Origin of the sequence: Vibrio sp. S/42/10 (genome assembly GCF_029890535.1) — a bacterium.
GTDB classification, from domain to species: domain Bacteria; phylum Pseudomonadota; class Gammaproteobacteria; order Enterobacterales; family Vibrionaceae; genus Vibrio; species Vibrio cyclitrophicus.
In genome coordinates this window covers 88,047-104,411 of sequence record NZ_JAKMZC010000015.1, presented here as the reverse complement: position 1 = coordinate 104,411, position 16,365 = coordinate 88,047, and the positions used below count along the sequence as shown (strand labels likewise).

The following is a 16,365-nucleotide window of genomic DNA, read 5'->3' as shown; positions in this document are numbered from 1 at the left end:
CCATCTAGCCTATTGTTAAATATTTACTATTTGTTAGTGTGTCTAGATGCACATTAAGGATGTGTTTCATATTTAGCGAGACAATAGTAGGAGTTGCGATGAGTATTATCGTGAGACGGTCTGAGCCGTCAGATGCAAAGGGAATCAAAGAAGTTTACGAATGCACTAATGCTTATACCGGTACGTTGCAACTCCCAAACCCATCTCTGGAAAGCTGGCAGAAGCGAATCTCCAATATGCCTGATAATGTCTACTCTTACGTCGCATTACTGGAAGGCGAGATTGTTGGAAATTTGGGCATGGAAGTATGTGTAAATCCGAGAAGGCGACATGTCGCTTCATTTGGCATGGGTGTTAAAGACGATGTGTTAGGCAGAGGTGTTGGTAGTCAACTGCTCGCAACAGCAATCGATCTGTGTGATAACTGGATTAACATCAAGCGAATGGAATTAACGGTCTATACCGACAATGAGAGAGCGATTAATCTCTACAAGAAATTCGGCTTTGTTATTGAAGGGGAATCGGCAGGGTTTGCCTTTAGAAACGGCGAATATGTAGCGGTTTATCATATGGCGCGACTGGTATAACATTCGGCTACAACTCAAACAGCTAAAATTAACTGACAGATAATAAAACGCCACGTTATTTAAACGTGGCGTTTGTTGTTTAGCTAACCAAAAAGTGAATAATTTATAAATCTAAAAGATTCGCTTAAGCCGTTAGTGGTTCAAGATTTGCCGGTCGGTAGTGTACTGATTTAAGTACTTTACCTTGGCGAATCGTCTTACCTTCAGATATAAAATCTTCTGCACATTTAGCGATGATGTATTCGCCTTTTTGAACCGCCATCAGTTTGATGTTTTGTTCAGCATAGAAAGCTTCTGTTTCTGCGTATTCTGTTTCGTTACGACATACTTTGCTCATGTTGCTTGAATGTACTTCGTCCCAGCAAGGTAAAAAGTCGATCGAACGGTTATTACAAACATTCAATAGCAAGTCGATCAAATAGCTGATCGCTAGGTTATCTTCAACCTTAGCTTGGCCAAGGTGAACTAAACGCCCCATCAAAACATAAACGCTGTCTACGATAGCGTCAGCTTGCTCAATTTTAGAGTCAGCTTCCGCTAGTTCTGTTAGTTCTTCTATCGCTAGAGATGTATGTAGCGTATCGCCTTTTTCGTCCATTGTTTCAGGATCAGCAACCGGCAGATCAAAAGTGCTGCGGAACTCTTCAATATCGCGGTAAAGGTGATCGTAGATTTCTTGGTTTAGTTGAGAAAGGTTCATTTTCCTATCCATTTTGTTTCGTTAATGAATTATTTTACCAAAGCTAGGAATAGGGTGCTAACGCAAAGTAGAAGAAGTCGACCTATATTCGTTTGACCAATGAGGTATTTTGCATAAAAACCAATTGATTATTATGTTTTTTTACCTTTTACTCTCCTTTATATACCAAATGTTAATGTTGTCATTAAATTCGACAGCAATGAGATCCAGTTATGTATAAAGCTAGTGAAAGCGAAATTGTTATACGACGCTTATATCAAATTACTAATGAGTACCGAAAAGGTTTTGATACCCAGATCGCTCAGCTGCTTATGATGGGACTCGAACGCTTTGATCTAGATATTGGTATTCTGTCAAAAGTAGAAGGCAATCACTACCGAGTTGAACACTGCATTGCCCCTGACGGCGTGGAACTGCAAAGTGGTGATACTTTTGATTATCGGTCGACCTACTGCGAAATTACGTGTAAATCTATCGGCCCTATCGGTATAGAACATTGTGGTAAACATGATAAGTATGCGACTCATCCTGCTTATCAGTCTTTTGGATTAGAATCCTATATAGGCATTCCTATTTTCGTTAACGAAGAGCTTTACGGCACCCTAAACTTTTCAAGTCCTAGACCTTACTACAGAGAATTCAAAGAGTTCGATATAGACGTAATGAGATTAATGGCTTCATGGATAGAAGTGGAGCTAGTGAGAAGGAAACAGGAACGCAAACTGCAAGAGTTGAACGAAAAGCTAGAATACCAAGCTTTTTATGATCCCCTGACTCGTTTACCCAATAGACGTTGCTTATTCCGGACTCTTAATATTGAAGTAGAAAAACTGAAAGGCTCTACTGGAAGTGGAACGCTTGCGGTGGTGGACATCGATTTATTTAAGCAAGTCAATGATACTTATGGCCACCAAATGGGTGATAACGTGTTGAAAAAAGTCGCTGATATACTGCGCAATAACGTTAAAGCTGGGGAGTTCGCCGCTCGCTTTGGAGGCGAAGAGTTTGTTATTTGGTATCCTCATGCTACCCCTGCTCATGTGGAAGATAAGATCAGGATTTTGCTGGAGAAGGTGAAGGCGATTACGCTCGATAGAAAGCCGGTCACCATCTCCGTAGGTGCGTGTCATTTTGAAATGAGTGCGGGCGAGAGCAAATCTGAAAGAATGTCGGCATTGGATTCTTTGATCAAAGTGGCTGACGATTGTTTGTACATGGCAAAAGAAAATGGACGAGATCAGTTTGTTGCTCGTCCATTTTATCAAGAGCGCTTAGGTTCGTAAGTTAAAGTTTGGCGATTTATTACGGTATACTGCCTTTAAGCCTTAGAGATTAATTGAACAGATATGGGAACAGCTTACGACGTTCTTCCTGCGTTAAAGATTCAACTCTCGCGATGTTGGTATCAGGGATCGCTTCAGGGTTAGGGTAGTGCTTCAGCACTTTTTCCATGCTTGCTTCGCGAATTAAGTGGTAAACCGGATAAGGAGAACGATTCGTTAGGTTCTCATCGTCTTCTGGGTCTGCGCCACCAAAACAGTAGTCTGGATGGAAGGTGGCCACTTGATAAGTACCTTCCCAATCTTCTTGTTTGATCAGGGCTTCAATCCAATCAATGAACATGTTGTAGTCGAAAAAATCTTGTAGCATGTTAGGAACAACCACCAAAGTCGTCTCTAACTCGGCAACCGGTGTGTTATCTAACTCAACAAAATGCGTCATGATGTCTTCTAGTAACACTTCTTCGGTTTCTGCTTCGCTCACAAAGATCTTTATTTGCTTATTCCGTTGTGGCTTAGCTGCGAATGGACACAGGTTTAGGCCAATAACGACATCGTCTAACCACTGTTTTACTTGGTCGTGGATGGTTTGAAGATCAGTGCTTTGAGTGTTCGACATAACAGGTTCCGAAATGAAATTTTGCGTAGGATATCAGAACGGACGTTAATCAAAAGCAATAATTGAGTTACAAACTCAGTCATACCTATGCTTGTGCGAGTTTGGAAGCCGATACTTGTAACTGTTTCAACTGATAGACCCATGCAAAAATCGCAACATAGAAGATAGAGCCGCCCGCAATTACGCCATTCCAACCGAATAGTTGCCAACAATACAAGAGTAAGAAACCACCCAGGCTCCCGCCTATGTAATAGTGGACTAAGTAAAGTGCGGTTGCTGTGGCCTTAGCGCTCGGCGCTTTTTGACTTACCCAAGAGTAGGCAAGGGTATGGGCGAAGAACGCGCCGCCGCTAATCAATAACAAACCAGCTAACATGAATGGGACTTTATCGACCGCAGAAATGAGCATTCCGATTAAGCTAATGCACACGCCCATCAATATTCCGCTTAACGGGTCAAAGCGAAGTGTCCATTTGTTGGAGAGCTTAGAGCTTACCGTACCAGCCAAGTAACATAGGAATATCAGTGAAGCTAAACCTACAGGCACTGAGTGAGGTTCGGATACCAACCTAAAGCCCATTACTGAATACAGGTTAACGAATAGCGCGAAGTTAGCGCCACCAATCAACATCGCGAGCCACAAGGTACGGTTTCTTAAGTGCATCACAACCGAGCGGTTATGATGAAAGAACAACCCTTTCTGAGGTTTGAAGTTTTGTTGGTCAGGCAGGCTATACGCAATATAGAGAGCGCCGATTAAGGAGCCGACCACGAAAAACAAAACCGTTGCGTGCCAGTCAAAATAATCCGTAATCAAGCCACCCAATACACGCCCGAAAATTCCACCTAGTGAGTTGGCTGCAATATAACCACCGATCGCGACAGCAAATGCTTTGGGAGAGAGCTCTTCGACCATATAGGCAACCGCCACACCCGCAAAAGCAGCGACAGCAATGCCCATAAACGCCCTTGCAATTACAAGTTGCAACAGAGTTGTTGTGAATACCATGGTTAGCCCAATTAGAGGAATCGCAAATAGACTGAACAAGATGATAGGTTTTCGGCCAAAGGTTTCAGAAGCGATTGCCCAAGGCACCAAGCTGATGGAAAGTCCAAGTGTTGTCGCGGCAAACAGCCAGTTGATCTGAGTTTCCGATACTTGGAAGTGCTCCGCCATGTGCGGCAAGATTGGCTGGAAGAGGTAAAGGTTACAGAAAATGATAAACGAGCCAATTGCCAATGATTGGGTGATGCGTTTGTATTGAGGACTGCCTTTATCAAACATTTACGTTGAGCCTGCGCGAGTTAGTAAGCTATTTGTGAACAAGTTATCAGCACAAGCGTGATTAAAGAAATATATTAAAAATATCACCTTTATATATTTAATATATCGCCATGCTTGAATCAAAACCACTTCGTCATTTCTTAGCTGTTGCGCAGTTTGGTAACTTCACTCAAGCCGCCAAAGCGCTGCATATCGCACAGCCTGCATTGAGTATCTCCATTAAAAAACTAGAACAGACACTCGAGTTAATTCTGTTTCGTCGCGGAGATAAATCCGTCACCTTAACGGAAGAGGGAAAGGTGTTGTTTGAACATGCGAAGCGGATATCCCAGCAGTTCGATGATGCTCAACTTGCGATGAATGAGCTAAAGGGACTAGAAAAAGGCGAGGTTCGATTAGGCGCTCCAAGCATGATGGGCAGTTACTTTTTTCCTCAAGTCGTCATGGCGTTTAAAAGCCAATTCCCAAAACTTAAATTGACGCTGATTGATGCAGGTACTGCTTCTATTCGAGAGATGTTACTGAACGGCGAATTGGATATTGGTGTTATTAACCATGAAAATGTTCCTGATGATTTGGAAACGGATCATCTGCTAAGTTCCGAGATGGTCGCCGTTGTCGGTAAGGAACATCCGCTGGCACAACAGCTTTCGATGACCTTTGAAGAGTTCTTTGCTCAAGAGCTAATCATGTTCAAATCAGGCTATTTCCATCGTGACTTTATTGATGCGACCTGCAAGAAATACAACCTCGATATGACTATCGCGTTCGAGACCAACTTGCTTCCTATGATTCTTTCTATCGTTAAACAAGAGTTTGCGATCACCGCACTTTTGAGCTTAGTGACGGAATACGAGAAAGATGTGGTAGGTGTGCCATTTAAAGACCCTGTAAAACTGAATCTGTCTTTGGCCTGGAGAAAGGAAGGGTATTTGTCGAAAGCCGACAGAACCTTTATTGATTTCGTTAAGCGGTATGTGTGATTTAGTAAGATTTAAATAAACAAAGCCCGAACATCCTCGATTGGATATTCGGGCTTTGTTGTATAGAAGTATGACTGGCTCAAAACACGTTAGGTGTTCTTTGAGTTATACATCTTATCGAAGTTTTTCTGATTCCAGCCGACCATCACTTGGTCACCGATTTTCAGCACAGGGATAGAGCGAGCACCCATTGCCTGTAACTCTTTACGACCACGCTGCATTTTTGCATTCGTTAGACGATATTCAATTTTCTTGGAGTCCAAATAGCGTTGCGCATCTTTACAGTGCGGGCATTTGTCTGCGACGTACAATACAACACGTTTCATTTTTACAATCTCTTTTTGAGTCTAGCTCTTGGTGAATCTCACTAAAGTGTAACGAATCCTAGGTGATTAGAAAAGTGTGATCAGTTACACTATGCGGCTCAATTTTCAAGACCACAACGTATTGTCGTGGTGTAACTTGTACGGTCTTTCAGCATGCATCCTTCTTTACGCTATATTCAAGGCTATCCTAAGCACATTATTGATCCTGTGACTCAACTTGTTGAGTCGGGTAAATTGGTGACGTGGTTTGAAGCTCGCTACCCAAAGAATCATGGAATAAAAAGCGAGAAAGCCCTGTTTGACTATGCGATTGAGATAAAAAATCGCTATATGAAAAAAACACCGCCGATTAGTAAAGTGGTTTACGACGGTAAGATCCACCTAATCAATAATGCACTAGGTCTTCACACTTACGTTGCTAAGAATCACGGCGGAAAGATCAAATCGAAGAACGAGATTCGTATCGCCAGTGTTTTTAAAAATGCACCAGAACCTTTGCTGAGAATGCTTGTGGTACACGAACTGGCGCATATCAAAGAGAAAGAGCACGACAAAGCCTTTTACCAACTATGCTGTCACATGGAATCGGAATATCATCAACTTGAGTTGGATGCCCGTTTATTCATGATGTATTTAGATTTAAAGAAGTAGCCTAATGAGCCAATCACAAAATAGAACTACGCTAAGCCTGTCGAAAAACAGCACTTCATCAGTAAAAACAAAAGACAATCAAAATAAAGAAGATAGCGACAAGCGTATTTCTACAAAGAACACATCTGATAAAAGTCGCAAGAACAGCGTATCTAAAGGCGCTGGTAATAACAAAGCAAAGCGACCTTTTGCTAAAGATAACAAAGGGAAGCAGGGTGCGAATAAAGGTTCATTGAATAAGGGTTCTTTCAATAAAACGGCTTTTAACAAAAACGCAGCGCAGAAAAGACGTTCCGTTGAAAAACCTCAAGGCGGATTGCACCCAAGAAATCAACATACAGGCCGATACGATTTTGACCTGTTGGTCGCAGCACTGCCTGAATTGAAAGAACACCTGATTAAGAATCCAGTAGGGGAAGATACGGTTAACTTTTCTGATCCTCTGGCGGTCAAGCTTTTGAACAAAGCCTTACTTGCCCATCATTACGGTGTGAAGCATTGGGATATTCCTGCGGGTTACTTGTGCCCGCCAATTCCTGGCCGTGCTGATTACATCCACAGAGTGGCAGATCTCCTGAATAGCGATGGCCAAGGTGAACCTTATAACCATGCTTCTGTTAAAGCGTTGGATATTGGTGTTGGTGCGAACTGTATTTACCCAATTATTGGCGCGACAGAGTATAAGTGGCGCTGTACGGGGACGGATGTAGATCCTGTCTCAGTAAAAACAGCAAACTTCATTGCGGAGAGTAATGCGAACCTAAAAGGTAAGATCCGTACTCGCTTACAAGCTGACTCTGAATCTATCTTTAAAGGTGTAATTAAGGATAATGAGCGTTACGATGTCACTATCTGTAATCCTCCTTTCCATGGTTCACAAGAAGAAGCCGATCAAGGGTCGCAGCGTAAGTTAGATAATTTAGCGGCGAACCGTGCAAAGAAAGCAGGGCAATCATTCAAGCCTGAAGCGAGAAAAGCGCCTACTAAGCAAGATAAGCCAACATTGAACTTCGGTGGACAAAAAACGGAATTATGGTGTCCGGGTGGTGAAGCCGCATTCATCTTGAAAATGGCCAAAGAGAGTCAATTTTTTTCGACTCAGGTATTGTGGTTTACAACGCTAATTTCTAAGAAAGACAATGTAGATATGATCCGTTCAGAACTTGGCAAGCTCAGAGCAAAACAAGTGAAGGTGGTTGAAATGTCACAAGGCCAAAAAGTCAGCCGCTTCGTTGCTTGGACATTTATGGACGACGAACAGCGTCAACAATGGATCGAATTGAAATAACCAATCCAGAATTGAGGTAACCAGTTTAAAACCGACCTCTAAAACTAACAACGGGCTTGCTGATATTTTCAGCAAGCCCGTTTTCGATCTAATTATTCAACCATCTAAAACCTAAGCCGTTTTAAACAGAAAGCAGCTCGTCTAATTCATTTTGGTACTTCTGCTGTAATGCGCTGTTGCCGGCTTTCATTTCTAGTTCGATTAAGATTTGAAGTGAGGGTACTTGATAGCCATAACGCTGGTGGAATTTAAACAGACGCAGCCGAGCATCGTTATAATCTTCAGTACTGACTTCTATCTTAGAGAGCTGAAGAATTGATTTTACGCGGTTTGGATCGTGGTCGATGGCTCGGGTGAAATAGTGCTTTGCTTGCTCTGTATTGCCGGCTTTAAAAGCACAAAACGCGGCATTTTCATAACTTGCAGATACCAAGTAATAGTAGGGTTGATCAATGGCACGATTGAAGAACTTGTCTGCTTGTTCAAATTTACCTTGCTTGCACAAAAACGTACCATAGTTGTTCAACACATTACCGTTTTTTGAGTCTAGTCTCAGAGCTTTTCGGTAAGTCCTTCTCGCTGCGTCCATTTCACCAACTTTTTCATAATAATGTGCCATCGAAAGTCGTGCGCGGTAATAGCTTGGAGCATGCTTGACCGCGAGTTCTAGGTTTTCACGCGCTCTCACCATATTGCCTTGTCCCATGTAACCCAAGCCTAATTCGATTCGAGATTCCGACATAGCGATAGGATCACTTTCAATCTTTGGTGGACCTTCAGTGACAGAGACGCAACCGACTAATGAAAGCGAGGCGACGAGTACCATACTTGATAATGAAAGGTGGCGGGATAACGAAAAGGGTTTAGGTAATAATGGCTTGGCAGGCATGTGAAGCTCCTTATGAACACCAACCCATCATATGAAATCAAACCCATTGAAGTGGTAAATCTATTATGGAATGCGACCCACACACCATAAAAAAAACCGCGCCCAATTCGGTGTTTTATCAACAACCTAATGAACGCGGCTTTATATGTTTGTGAATCGGAAGAAAAAACTTAATCGTCTTTGGTAAAGTTGTCTTCGCTGAAGTGATCCAAATCGTAAGGCGTTTGTTGATAAACGCAGTAGTTCAACCAGTTTGAGAATAATAAGTGACCATGACTACGCCAACTTGCAACGGGCTTATTGTCTGGATTGTTGTTCGGATAGTAGTTGATTGGAATAACCGGCTCCATCCCTTCGCCTAAGTCGCGGATGTACTCATTGTGAAGCGTATGAGCATCATACTCAGGGTGACCCGTTACGAAGACATTTCGTTTGTCTTTGGTTGCGGCTAAATATACGCCTGCAACATCTGAAGTCGCGAGAACATCGAGATCAGTATGCTCTGCTAAGTATTCCTGAGAGAAATCAGCATAGCGAGAGTGCGGAGCTAAGAATGTATCGTCGAAGCCACGTAATATAGGGTGGAATGGATTGTGTATCTCGTGGTTATAAACACCAGACAGCTTCTCTTTACGAGTGCGCTTTGGCAGATCATATAAGAGCTTTAAGCCTGCTTGAGCGGCCCAACATACATACAAAGTAGAAGTGACATGTTTGTTTGCCCATTCCATGATTGTTTTTAGATGGTCCCAATAGATAACATCTTCAAATTGAACCAAACCAAGTGGTGCTCCAGTGATGATCAGTCCATCAAAGTTGCGGTTTTTTACCATCTCAAATTGACGATAAAAGTTATCAAGGTGTTCAGTTGGCGTGTTTTTACTTGGTCGGTCATCAATGCGCAACAGTTCTACATCGACTTGCAATGGGCTGTTTGACAGTAGGCGTAAGAATTGAGTTTCAGTTTCAATCTTCTTCGGCATTAGGTTGAGGATCAAGACTCGAAGTGGACGAATTTCCTGTGTCGATGCTCTTGATAACGGCATAATAAAGATGTTTTCTTCACGAAGAACATCGGATGCTGGCAATTGGTCTGGAATGCGAATAGGCACAGCTTTCTCCCTAAGCTAGATATGTAGACGTCTATACTTCTAAATCTATAGTAGTTTGATACGCTTGTCGACATGCAAAGTGGATAGATGTAAATATTTTGTGTTTTATACCAGTTGAGATACCGAGTTTCTTGGAGAACTGAAGTCTGGTCTTTCAAACGTAAACTTGGCGTTATAGCTCAGTGCGTCGGTTTGAAAACTGGCAGATTGCCAAATGTCAGTTATCAAAGCAACTCGTTGGCATTTAAGATAAACTCACGCTTTTAAACAGACCATAAAGTATCTGATGAAGTTAATACTCATTCGAGGGTTGCCCGGTTCTGGCAAGTCAACAAAAGCAAAAACCTACGATGCACTCCACGTCGAAGCCGATATGTATTACGTGAATGAGAAAGGTGAGTACCGTTTTGACCCTAAGCAGTTACAGCAGGCACATAAGTGGTGTCAGAACACTGTAGAAAATGGCTTGAAACAAGGGCTAGATGTGGTTGTTTCGAATACCTTTGTTAAGCATTGGGAAATGAAGGCCTACCGCCAACTTGCACTCAAATATAAAGCAGAATTGTTTATCGAAGTGTGCCGAGAGCAATATGGCAGTATTCACGATATTGAACCGTCAGTGATTAAACGTATGGCGAAAGACTGGCAAGAATAGCCGTGTTCGGGGTTTAATGTCTGTACTCATAGTGAATGACAAACAACATCAATTATATAGAACAACATCAAGGTAACGATTGAAATGGCAAAGCGCTCTGTCATGGTCGACATGACTTCTTATGGTATCTATTCCACTTGGGATTCCAAATCAAAAGATCTTCCAAAAATCCAAGAGTTCACCACCATTGTCGACGCTGAAATCGATGTCGAATTTGGTTATATTCTGAATATCAAAAAAGCCAAAGGTGAGAAGATCCGTTACTGCATTTATCACCCCAATATCACTACAGACAAAGGTGAAGTGCTCGAACCGTTCGATGGCGAAGAGTATGTCGGTAACAATGATTGGGATTTCTACTTAGGTGACACTATCTGGGCGCCTGTCTCGAACAAGCTGGGCAAATGGCGCATGACGGTTGAGCTAAAAGGCAACATCATCGCCGACAAGACATTCGACCTAGTAGCAAAAGACGAAAGCCAGTTTTGGAAGCGTAGAGGTTTTTAGGCTAGAACTTCTGGCTAAATTCAGATACAAAAAAGCCGAGTCACATGTGAACTCGGCTTTTTGATATTGGCTAAATGGCTTTCACCACCTCGCTAACAAGTAAGATTATTGTGTTACGTAAGCCACTACAAACTCAGTGATTGCGACCATGTCTTTCACTGCAATGTATTCTTCAGTGGTGTGAACTTTCGCCATACCAGTAGAAAGGTTAACCGTTGTTAGGCCTTTCGCGTTGAAGTTGTTTGCATCGCTACCACCACCAGTGCGTTTGGTGTTTGCGGTTACGCCAAGCTTCTCAAACGCTGATTTGATAGAAAGAATATGCGGGTGATCGTCTGCAATAACGAATGCATCGTAAGCTCGAGTAGAGTCGATTTCTACTTCAGCGCCGAACTGCTTCGCACTCTCTTGGAATGTAGAGATCATGTGCTCAACTTGAGCTGTTAGCTTTTCGCCGCTTAGAGAACGAGCTTCAGCCACGACTTTAAGCTCTGGCATTACGATGTTAGTCGCTTGACCGCCTTCAACAATACCAACATTTGCTGTTGTTTCTTCATCGATACGAAGCAGGTTCATCTTAGTGATTGCGTCTGCAGCCACTTGAATTGCGCTGATGCCTTCTTCTGGCGCTAAACCAGCGTGAGCAGGGCGACCTTTGATCTTCGCAACAATTTTTTGCTGTCCAGGCGCTGCGTTTACGATGGTACCAATCGGGCCGCCTGTATCAAGCACGATAGCGTGCTCAGATTTGATGTAAGACATATCGAAGTTCAAAGAGCCGAATAGACCGCCCTCTTCGAATACAGTAAATGCAATCTCAATAGTTTTGTGTTCTTTGCCTTCCGCTTTAATTACGCGAACCGCTTCCATGATAGCTGCGATACCAGACTTATCGTCGCCACCCAGAATAGTGTTGCCTTTTGAACGGATGATGCCGTCTTCTATGATTGGCTCAATGCCGATACCTGGCGTTACTGTATCCATGTGGCAGCTGAATACAGTGCTGCCTGAAAGAGTGCCATCTAAACGTGCATAAATATTGAAACCGTTCGACACTTCTTCTGGAACAGCCAGTTTATGTACGTCAAAGCCTAATTCGCCTAGCTGCTCAGCCAGCGCTTCAGCAATGGCTTTTTCGTTACGTGATTCACTATCGATTTTCACAAGATCGCAGAAATGGTCGACAAGGCGTTGTTCATTAATTTGGGTCATTGTTAATTCTCATTATGCTTCCGCTTGTTCTAAAAAATCCGCGGAGGTAGGAACAGGAAAATCACTATAACGCCAATGAGGTAGATGATTGCCTGAGTTAAATCAAGAAAGTCGCCTGATTATTCTAATTAGTGAGAAATACACGTCGTCATTCTGCTAAATAGCGATATTTTAATCTGCATAGCGATCGGTATAATAAGTTTCTAATATAAGTAAACAGCAGTGATATGATCACTCAATTTGTAACGGTCTTAATACATGATATTGAGTGATCTTGAACGAGCATTTGCATTTTTTGAAGTGGTTGGGAGCAGAAGTTGGAAAGTGCTAAGCTTAAAAACACTGGCTGAATATTACGAATCCCAGGGTGACCTTGATACTGCCCCGAAATACTACAAACAATATTATCATGGCAACAAAGCGCTGCTGTTTGATAAAAGGCAGAGCGACATTTTCTTATTAGAACAAGATTATGCAACCGCGACACTCGCCAAAGAAAATGAGCTACTCAATACTGAAAAAGACCTCAACGAATTATTACTTCAAAAGGAACAACTTAGAAACAGAATCGTGATCGCATTAATTATAATGGTCAGCATTAGTGCTATATTGCTGGCGATTAGGCTTCGCAGTATTCTAAGCAAAAATAAGGCTCTTATCACTTAATCGACAACGTGTGAGTTAATGGGGTTATACAACCGACGTTATCTAGAGCAATTATTGACTCAGCCAATGCCATTTGATACTTCGCAGTTTGGAATCTGTATAGTCATTCTAGATCTCGACCACTTTAAGCGTGTTAATGACACCTTTGGACATGATGTTGGTGATGAGGTATTAGTGGAAGTTGGAAGGAGTGTAAAGTAACACTTATACCCAAATGACGTAGTGGCTCGCTGGGGGTGGAAGAATTTGTTCTGTTGTTGTCTGGTTCCATTGATAGGCACTCCGGCTCTCTAAACCTCACTACATCGATAGGGGCATCGATTGGTATTTCTCAAAACCAACTCAACCAAGATACTTACAAAAAGTACCTTAAAGCCGCGGATGATGCATTATATTAAGCGAAAGAGTCGGGTAGGAATCAAGTCATCATCGCTGAAAGTTAATTACTGATTAGAAAACATAAAGCCATTCTGATCTTCGTGAGACAAGAATGGCTTTTGGAATACTTTCAGAACGCTAATATCAAAGTTTGAGTTAAATATGGGTTTTACTTAGCGATATCTTGAATTTGTCTATATCAGTCTTGTTCAATTCGGCTTATTTGGCGATACCTTGCAGCATTTCGACCAGCTCACCTTCTGTAGTCGGTTCTTTAGACAGTTCAATGACTGCTGAAGAACCGCCTTTTAACATATAAGCTTGCGTTCCGCAGTGATCATAGTGGAACCATTTACCACTTACACACACGTCGGTATAACATCTTGGGTCTTGTTTAAGTTCCATATCAATTTCCTTATTAACATTTGCCTAACGTTTTTCAGGCTAATTGATCACAAACTGGCACTAATTGATCTATATCAATTTTGAGGCTAAATAATAACCGAATACTCAAATAAGAGAGCTGTGTCGGTTATCTAAAATCTCAAATCAAGCAGTTAGCGAACAACTCTAAGAGAAAGGTCGTGATTCGAGTTAACAACTGATTCTCTTTTTCTTGCCACATGATGCTTTTCTACTTACGCTACAATCACTTTAATCTCCCTACTTGCGTGGAACATGACTAATATTTTTATCGTTGTAGTGGTGCTTGTCGTCTTCTTTTACTTCATTCAGAAGTACGTATTTAAACATGACGACACAAAAGACCACGCTTATCAAAAAAAAGGGGCATTGCTCAACGTACAGCAAGCCACTTTTTATACGGCCTTGATCTCAGCAGTGGGTAATCATGGCGTGGTGTTTGCAAAAGTGAACATGGCGAACGTGCTTGCTCCTGCAAAAAGCAATACTAAGAAAAACTGGTTTATTGCCAATAACAAGATATCTCGTAGCTATTTTGATTTTGTAGTGTGCGACCCAAGAACATTAGAGCCACGTGTCATCATTGAACTCGATAATGGGAAAGAGTTGAACAAAGGCAAAGTTGACCGAGAAAAGCTGCTCATTCACGTTTGCAAGTCAGCAGGCCTGCCGTTGATCGGTGCATCGGTGAAACACAGTTATCAAGTGAGTCGCTTAAAGAGATTGTTGGCGGCACATATCGATCTTATCGAACCATCAAAGGAAGTTCGCTTCTGTAAAAAGTGTGGTAGCCCGATGATCATAAAATTGGCTAGCCAAGGCGACTATAAAGGACGACGCTTTTTTACTTGCAGTCGCCAGCCTAACTGTACTTATACTGAGAACTACAACGTGGTGTTCGATAGCGAAGAAGAGTCAAACTAATATCTCAAGCTAAAAGTTCCGTTGGAGGTTTAAAAGACACAAAGCATGTCTATGTAGCTAGCCAGTAAAGTTGACTTGAAATGTGATCTATCTCAACCCGTTGATCTGCTTTGTGTTTAAAATTTATTCTGATTGTTGTTTTTAAAAGCAAACGAACAGTTTGTGCAAATTTATCCTTGCACGCTACCCATTCACTCGTTATTATCCATCTCGTTCTGAAGCGTTAGCCACTTAGTAAAGCGGTTAGTTAAGTTTCACAGCATTGCCCGCTTAGCTCAGTTGGTTAGAGTACTTGCATGACATGCAAGGTGTCACTGGTTCGAGTCCAGTAGCGGGCACCAAATTCGTTCTTTATGAACAAGCAAAAAAGCCCACCTAGCGTGGGCTTTTTTGTGCCTGTCGTATTTAGCTAGAACTAGCCGTCATAGCTAAATACCTAGAGGGATTTAGCCTCGAATGATCATTTGCTCGCGCTCAGGACCTACCGATACCATCACGATTGGTACGCCCATCAACTCTTCGATACGAGTTACGTAATCTTGTGCCGCTTGAGGAAGGCTTTCAAACGTGCGGCAGCCAGTGATGTCTTCATCCCAGCCTGCCATGTCTTCATACACGGGCTTTAGCTCAGCTGTCTGTGGCCAAATTGGATTCTCAGTGTGCTCACCTGAGTAAGCAGTACAGATCTTAAGTTCGGATAAACCAGATAGGCAATCAATCTTAGTTAGTGCGATTTCAGTCGCGGCTTGTAGGTCAACACCGTTGCGAGTAGCTACTGCATCAAAGTACCCCATATCACGTGGGCGACCCGTAGTTGCACCATATTCGTTGGAGCTTTCGCGGAAGCTGTCTTGCTCTTCCATTGCAGTTACTAGCGTACCAGTACCAACAGACGAGCTGAACGATTTAGCAACAGCAATAACACGCTCAGGGCGAAGGGCAGGTAAGCCACTACCGATACCCGCGTAAGCTGCGGTTACATTAGAAGACGTCGTCCAAGGGTATTCACCGTAGACAAGGTCACGGCCTGCACCAAGTTGAGCTTCAAAAAGTAGGTTTGCGTCTTGTGATTGCAGTGCTTTAAGAGGCTCAGTCACGTTGCAGATGAATGGGCGCCAAGCCTTAGTCACTTCAAGTAGCCATTCTGTCATTTCAGAAGCTGTCTGAGTGAAATCACATTGAGGGTATAGCGCTTTAAGTTGAGGCATCTTCCAATCAAGCAGGAATTGAATGCGTTGCTCTAAAATCTCAGGTTGATTCAACCAGCCCACAAGAATGCCTTTTTTCATTACACGATCGCCGTACGCTGGTGCAATACCTTGACGTGTTGAACCGTAAGCGCCGTCGCCCAAACGCTCTTCTTCAAGCGTATCTTCAAGGGCGTGTAAAGGGAGACACAGTGTCGCACGATCTGAGATCGCCATTTTAACTTTGATGCCAGCCTCTTGAACTTCTGCAATCTCTTGAGTTAGCGCAGCAGGGCTGATCACCATGCCTGGGCCAAGAACCGCTGTACAATCAGGATTAAAAATACCACTTGGTAGTTGGTGCAGTTTAAATGTACCGAAGTCATTTACTACGGTATGGCCTGCATTGTTTCCGCCTTGAAAACGAATGCTAGCAGAAGCTTGGTCTGCTAAAAAATCGACGATGCGGCCTTTGCCTTCATCACCCCAGTTTGCGCCCACAACAACGATAGATGGCATAATTTTTCTCCTAACTGATTGAGAAATCATGTTAGGCCTACAAGGTGGATAAGAGAAATTAATTATCTTTATTATCTTGATAAGAATTTCATATATCTCTAAAGTCTTAAACCATAAGCGAGATTCCCTATTGGGTTCGTCTCTCATTTTAGAGAATGATGCAAGGAACACAGG

Annotated in this window: 17 protein-coding genes, 1 tRNA gene and 1 pseudogene; 10 read left to right on the top strand and 9 right to left on the bottom strand. The window is 42.6% G+C overall.

Going from position 1 to position 16,365, the window contains the following annotated elements; all coding sequences use genetic code 11:
• The first annotated feature begins 98 nt into the window (after positions 1 to 98).
• Positions 99 to 587: a GNAT family N-acetyltransferase gene (locus L8S15_RS16340; protein ID WP_016784503.1), complete on the top strand. Its 489-nt coding sequence runs from the start codon at positions 99 to 101 to the stop codon at positions 585 to 587.
• Between the two features lie 124 nt (positions 588 to 711).
• Here L8S15_RS16340 and L8S15_RS16335 read toward each other — a convergent pair whose 3' ends face one another.
• Positions 712 to 1,287 (bottom strand): nucleoside triphosphate pyrophosphohydrolase family protein, encoded by a 576-nt coding sequence (locus L8S15_RS16335; RefSeq protein ID WP_010441189.1) that lies wholly within the window; start codon positions 1,285 to 1,287, stop codon positions 712 to 714.
• Between the two features lie 212 nt (positions 1,288 to 1,499).
• On the opposite strand from L8S15_RS16335, the gene L8S15_RS16330 reads away from it, so the two are divergent.
• A complete protein-coding gene (locus tag L8S15_RS16330; RefSeq protein ID WP_010441188.1) occupies positions 1,500 to 2,570 on the top strand; it encodes a diguanylate cyclase in 1,071 nt (356 codons plus the stop codon).
• Positions 2,571 to 2,619: 49 nt separating this feature from the next.
• Here the strand turns inward: L8S15_RS16330 and L8S15_RS16325 are convergent, their stop codons facing one another.
• Positions 2,620 to 3,186, bottom strand: coding sequence for a DUF1415 domain-containing protein (locus L8S15_RS16325; RefSeq protein WP_016784502.1), 567 nt, complete (start codon positions 3,184 to 3,186; stop codon positions 2,620 to 2,622).
• Positions 3,187 to 3,271: 85 nt separating this feature from the next.
• A complete protein-coding gene (locus L8S15_RS16320; protein WP_280574197.1) occupies positions 3,272 to 4,471 on the bottom strand; it encodes an MFS transporter in 1,200 nt (399 codons plus the stop codon).
• 110 nt (positions 4,472 to 4,581) lie between these two features.
• Between L8S15_RS16320 and L8S15_RS16315 the strand changes: the two genes are divergently transcribed.
• A complete protein-coding gene (locus L8S15_RS16315) occupies positions 4,582 to 5,454 on the top strand; it encodes a LysR substrate-binding domain-containing protein (RefSeq protein ID WP_016787109.1) in 873 nt (290 codons plus the stop codon).
• An 89-nt stretch (positions 5,455 to 5,543) separates the two neighbouring features.
• Here the strand turns inward: L8S15_RS16315 and L8S15_RS16310 are convergent, their stop codons facing one another.
• Positions 5,544 to 5,780 (bottom strand): glutaredoxin family protein, encoded by a 237-nt coding sequence (locus L8S15_RS16310; RefSeq protein ID WP_004734934.1) that lies wholly within the window; start codon positions 5,778 to 5,780, stop codon positions 5,544 to 5,546.
• Positions 5,781 to 5,933: 153 nt separating this feature from the next.
• On the opposite strand from L8S15_RS16310, the gene L8S15_RS16305 reads away from it, so the two are divergent.
• Complete coding sequence (locus L8S15_RS16305) at positions 5,934 to 6,431, top strand: YgjP-like metallopeptidase domain-containing protein (RefSeq protein WP_102385542.1); 498 nt, start codon at positions 5,934 to 5,936, stop codon at positions 6,429 to 6,431.
• A gap of 4 nt (positions 6,432 to 6,435) precedes the next feature.
• A complete protein-coding gene (gene rlmF, locus L8S15_RS16300; RefSeq protein WP_046208905.1) occupies positions 6,436 to 7,719 on the top strand; it encodes a 23S rRNA (adenine(1618)-N(6))-methyltransferase RlmF in 1,284 nt (427 codons plus the stop codon).
• 121 nt (positions 7,720 to 7,840) lie between these two features.
• On the opposite strand, the gene pilW is transcribed toward rlmF, so the two are convergent.
• Both pilW and metA read right to left on the bottom strand, forming a co-directional pair.
• The gene (pilW, locus tag L8S15_RS16295) at positions 7,841 to 8,608 is read right to left on the bottom strand and encodes a type IV pilus biogenesis/stability protein PilW (protein ID WP_102385543.1); all 768 of its coding nucleotides are present in this window, start codon (positions 8,606 to 8,608) and stop codon (positions 7,841 to 7,843) included.
• A 170-nt stretch (positions 8,609 to 8,778) separates the two neighbouring features.
• A complete protein-coding gene (gene metA, locus L8S15_RS16290) occupies positions 8,779 to 9,720 on the bottom strand; it encodes a homoserine O-succinyltransferase (RefSeq protein WP_010441172.1) in 942 nt (313 codons plus the stop codon).
• Between the two features lie 286 nt (positions 9,721 to 10,006).
• Here metA and L8S15_RS16285 point away from each other — a divergent pair, with 286 nt between their 5' ends.
• Positions 10,007 to 10,375 carry an ATP-binding protein gene (locus L8S15_RS16285; RefSeq protein ID WP_046208907.1) on the top strand — a complete coding sequence of 123 codons (369 nt, stop codon included), beginning with the start codon at positions 10,007 to 10,009 and terminating at the stop codon, positions 10,373 to 10,375.
• Positions 10,376 to 10,459: 84 nt separating this feature from the next.
• Complete coding sequence (locus tag L8S15_RS16280) at positions 10,460 to 10,882, top strand: DUF3859 domain-containing protein (protein WP_010441170.1); 423 nt, start codon at positions 10,460 to 10,462, stop codon at positions 10,880 to 10,882.
• 105 nt (positions 10,883 to 10,987) lie between these two features.
• Here the strand turns inward: L8S15_RS16280 and L8S15_RS16275 are convergent, their stop codons facing one another.
• Positions 10,988 to 12,094 (bottom strand): M20/M25/M40 family metallo-hydrolase, encoded by a 1,107-nt coding sequence (locus L8S15_RS16275; RefSeq protein WP_010441169.1) that lies wholly within the window; start codon positions 12,092 to 12,094, stop codon positions 10,988 to 10,990.
• Positions 12,095 to 12,355: 261 nt separating this feature from the next.
• On the opposite strand from L8S15_RS16275, the pseudogene L8S15_RS16270 reads away from it, so the two are divergent.
• Positions 12,356 to 13,158 (top strand): annotated as a pseudogene (locus L8S15_RS16270) (GGDEF domain-containing protein); the annotation flags it as partial.
• 199 nt (positions 13,159 to 13,357) lie between these two features.
• On the opposite strand, the gene L8S15_RS16260 reads toward L8S15_RS16270, so the two are convergent.
• On the bottom strand, positions 13,358 to 13,543 hold the full coding sequence (locus L8S15_RS16260; protein ID WP_010441167.1) for a hypothetical protein: 186 nt from the start codon (positions 13,541 to 13,543) through the stop codon (positions 13,358 to 13,360).
• A 273-nt stretch (positions 13,544 to 13,816) separates the two neighbouring features.
• Here L8S15_RS16260 and L8S15_RS16255 point away from each other — a divergent pair, with 273 nt between their 5' ends.
• Both L8S15_RS16255 and L8S15_RS16250 read left to right on the top strand, forming a co-directional pair.
• Entirely contained in the window at positions 13,817 to 14,485 is a 669-nt protein-coding gene (locus L8S15_RS16255; RefSeq protein ID WP_010441166.1) for a DUF2726 domain-containing protein, read from the top strand.
• 264 nt (positions 14,486 to 14,749) lie between these two features.
• Positions 14,750 to 14,826: transfer RNA gene (locus L8S15_RS16250), tRNA-Val, on the top strand.
• A gap of 105 nt (positions 14,827 to 14,931) precedes the next feature.
• On the opposite strand, the gene L8S15_RS16245 is transcribed toward L8S15_RS16250, so the two are convergent.
• The gene (locus tag L8S15_RS16245; RefSeq protein WP_010441165.1) at positions 14,932 to 16,191 is read right to left on the bottom strand and encodes an adenylosuccinate synthase; all 1,260 of its coding nucleotides are present in this window, start codon (positions 16,189 to 16,191) and stop codon (positions 14,932 to 14,934) included.
• Positions 16,192 to 16,365 lie beyond the last annotated feature (174 nt).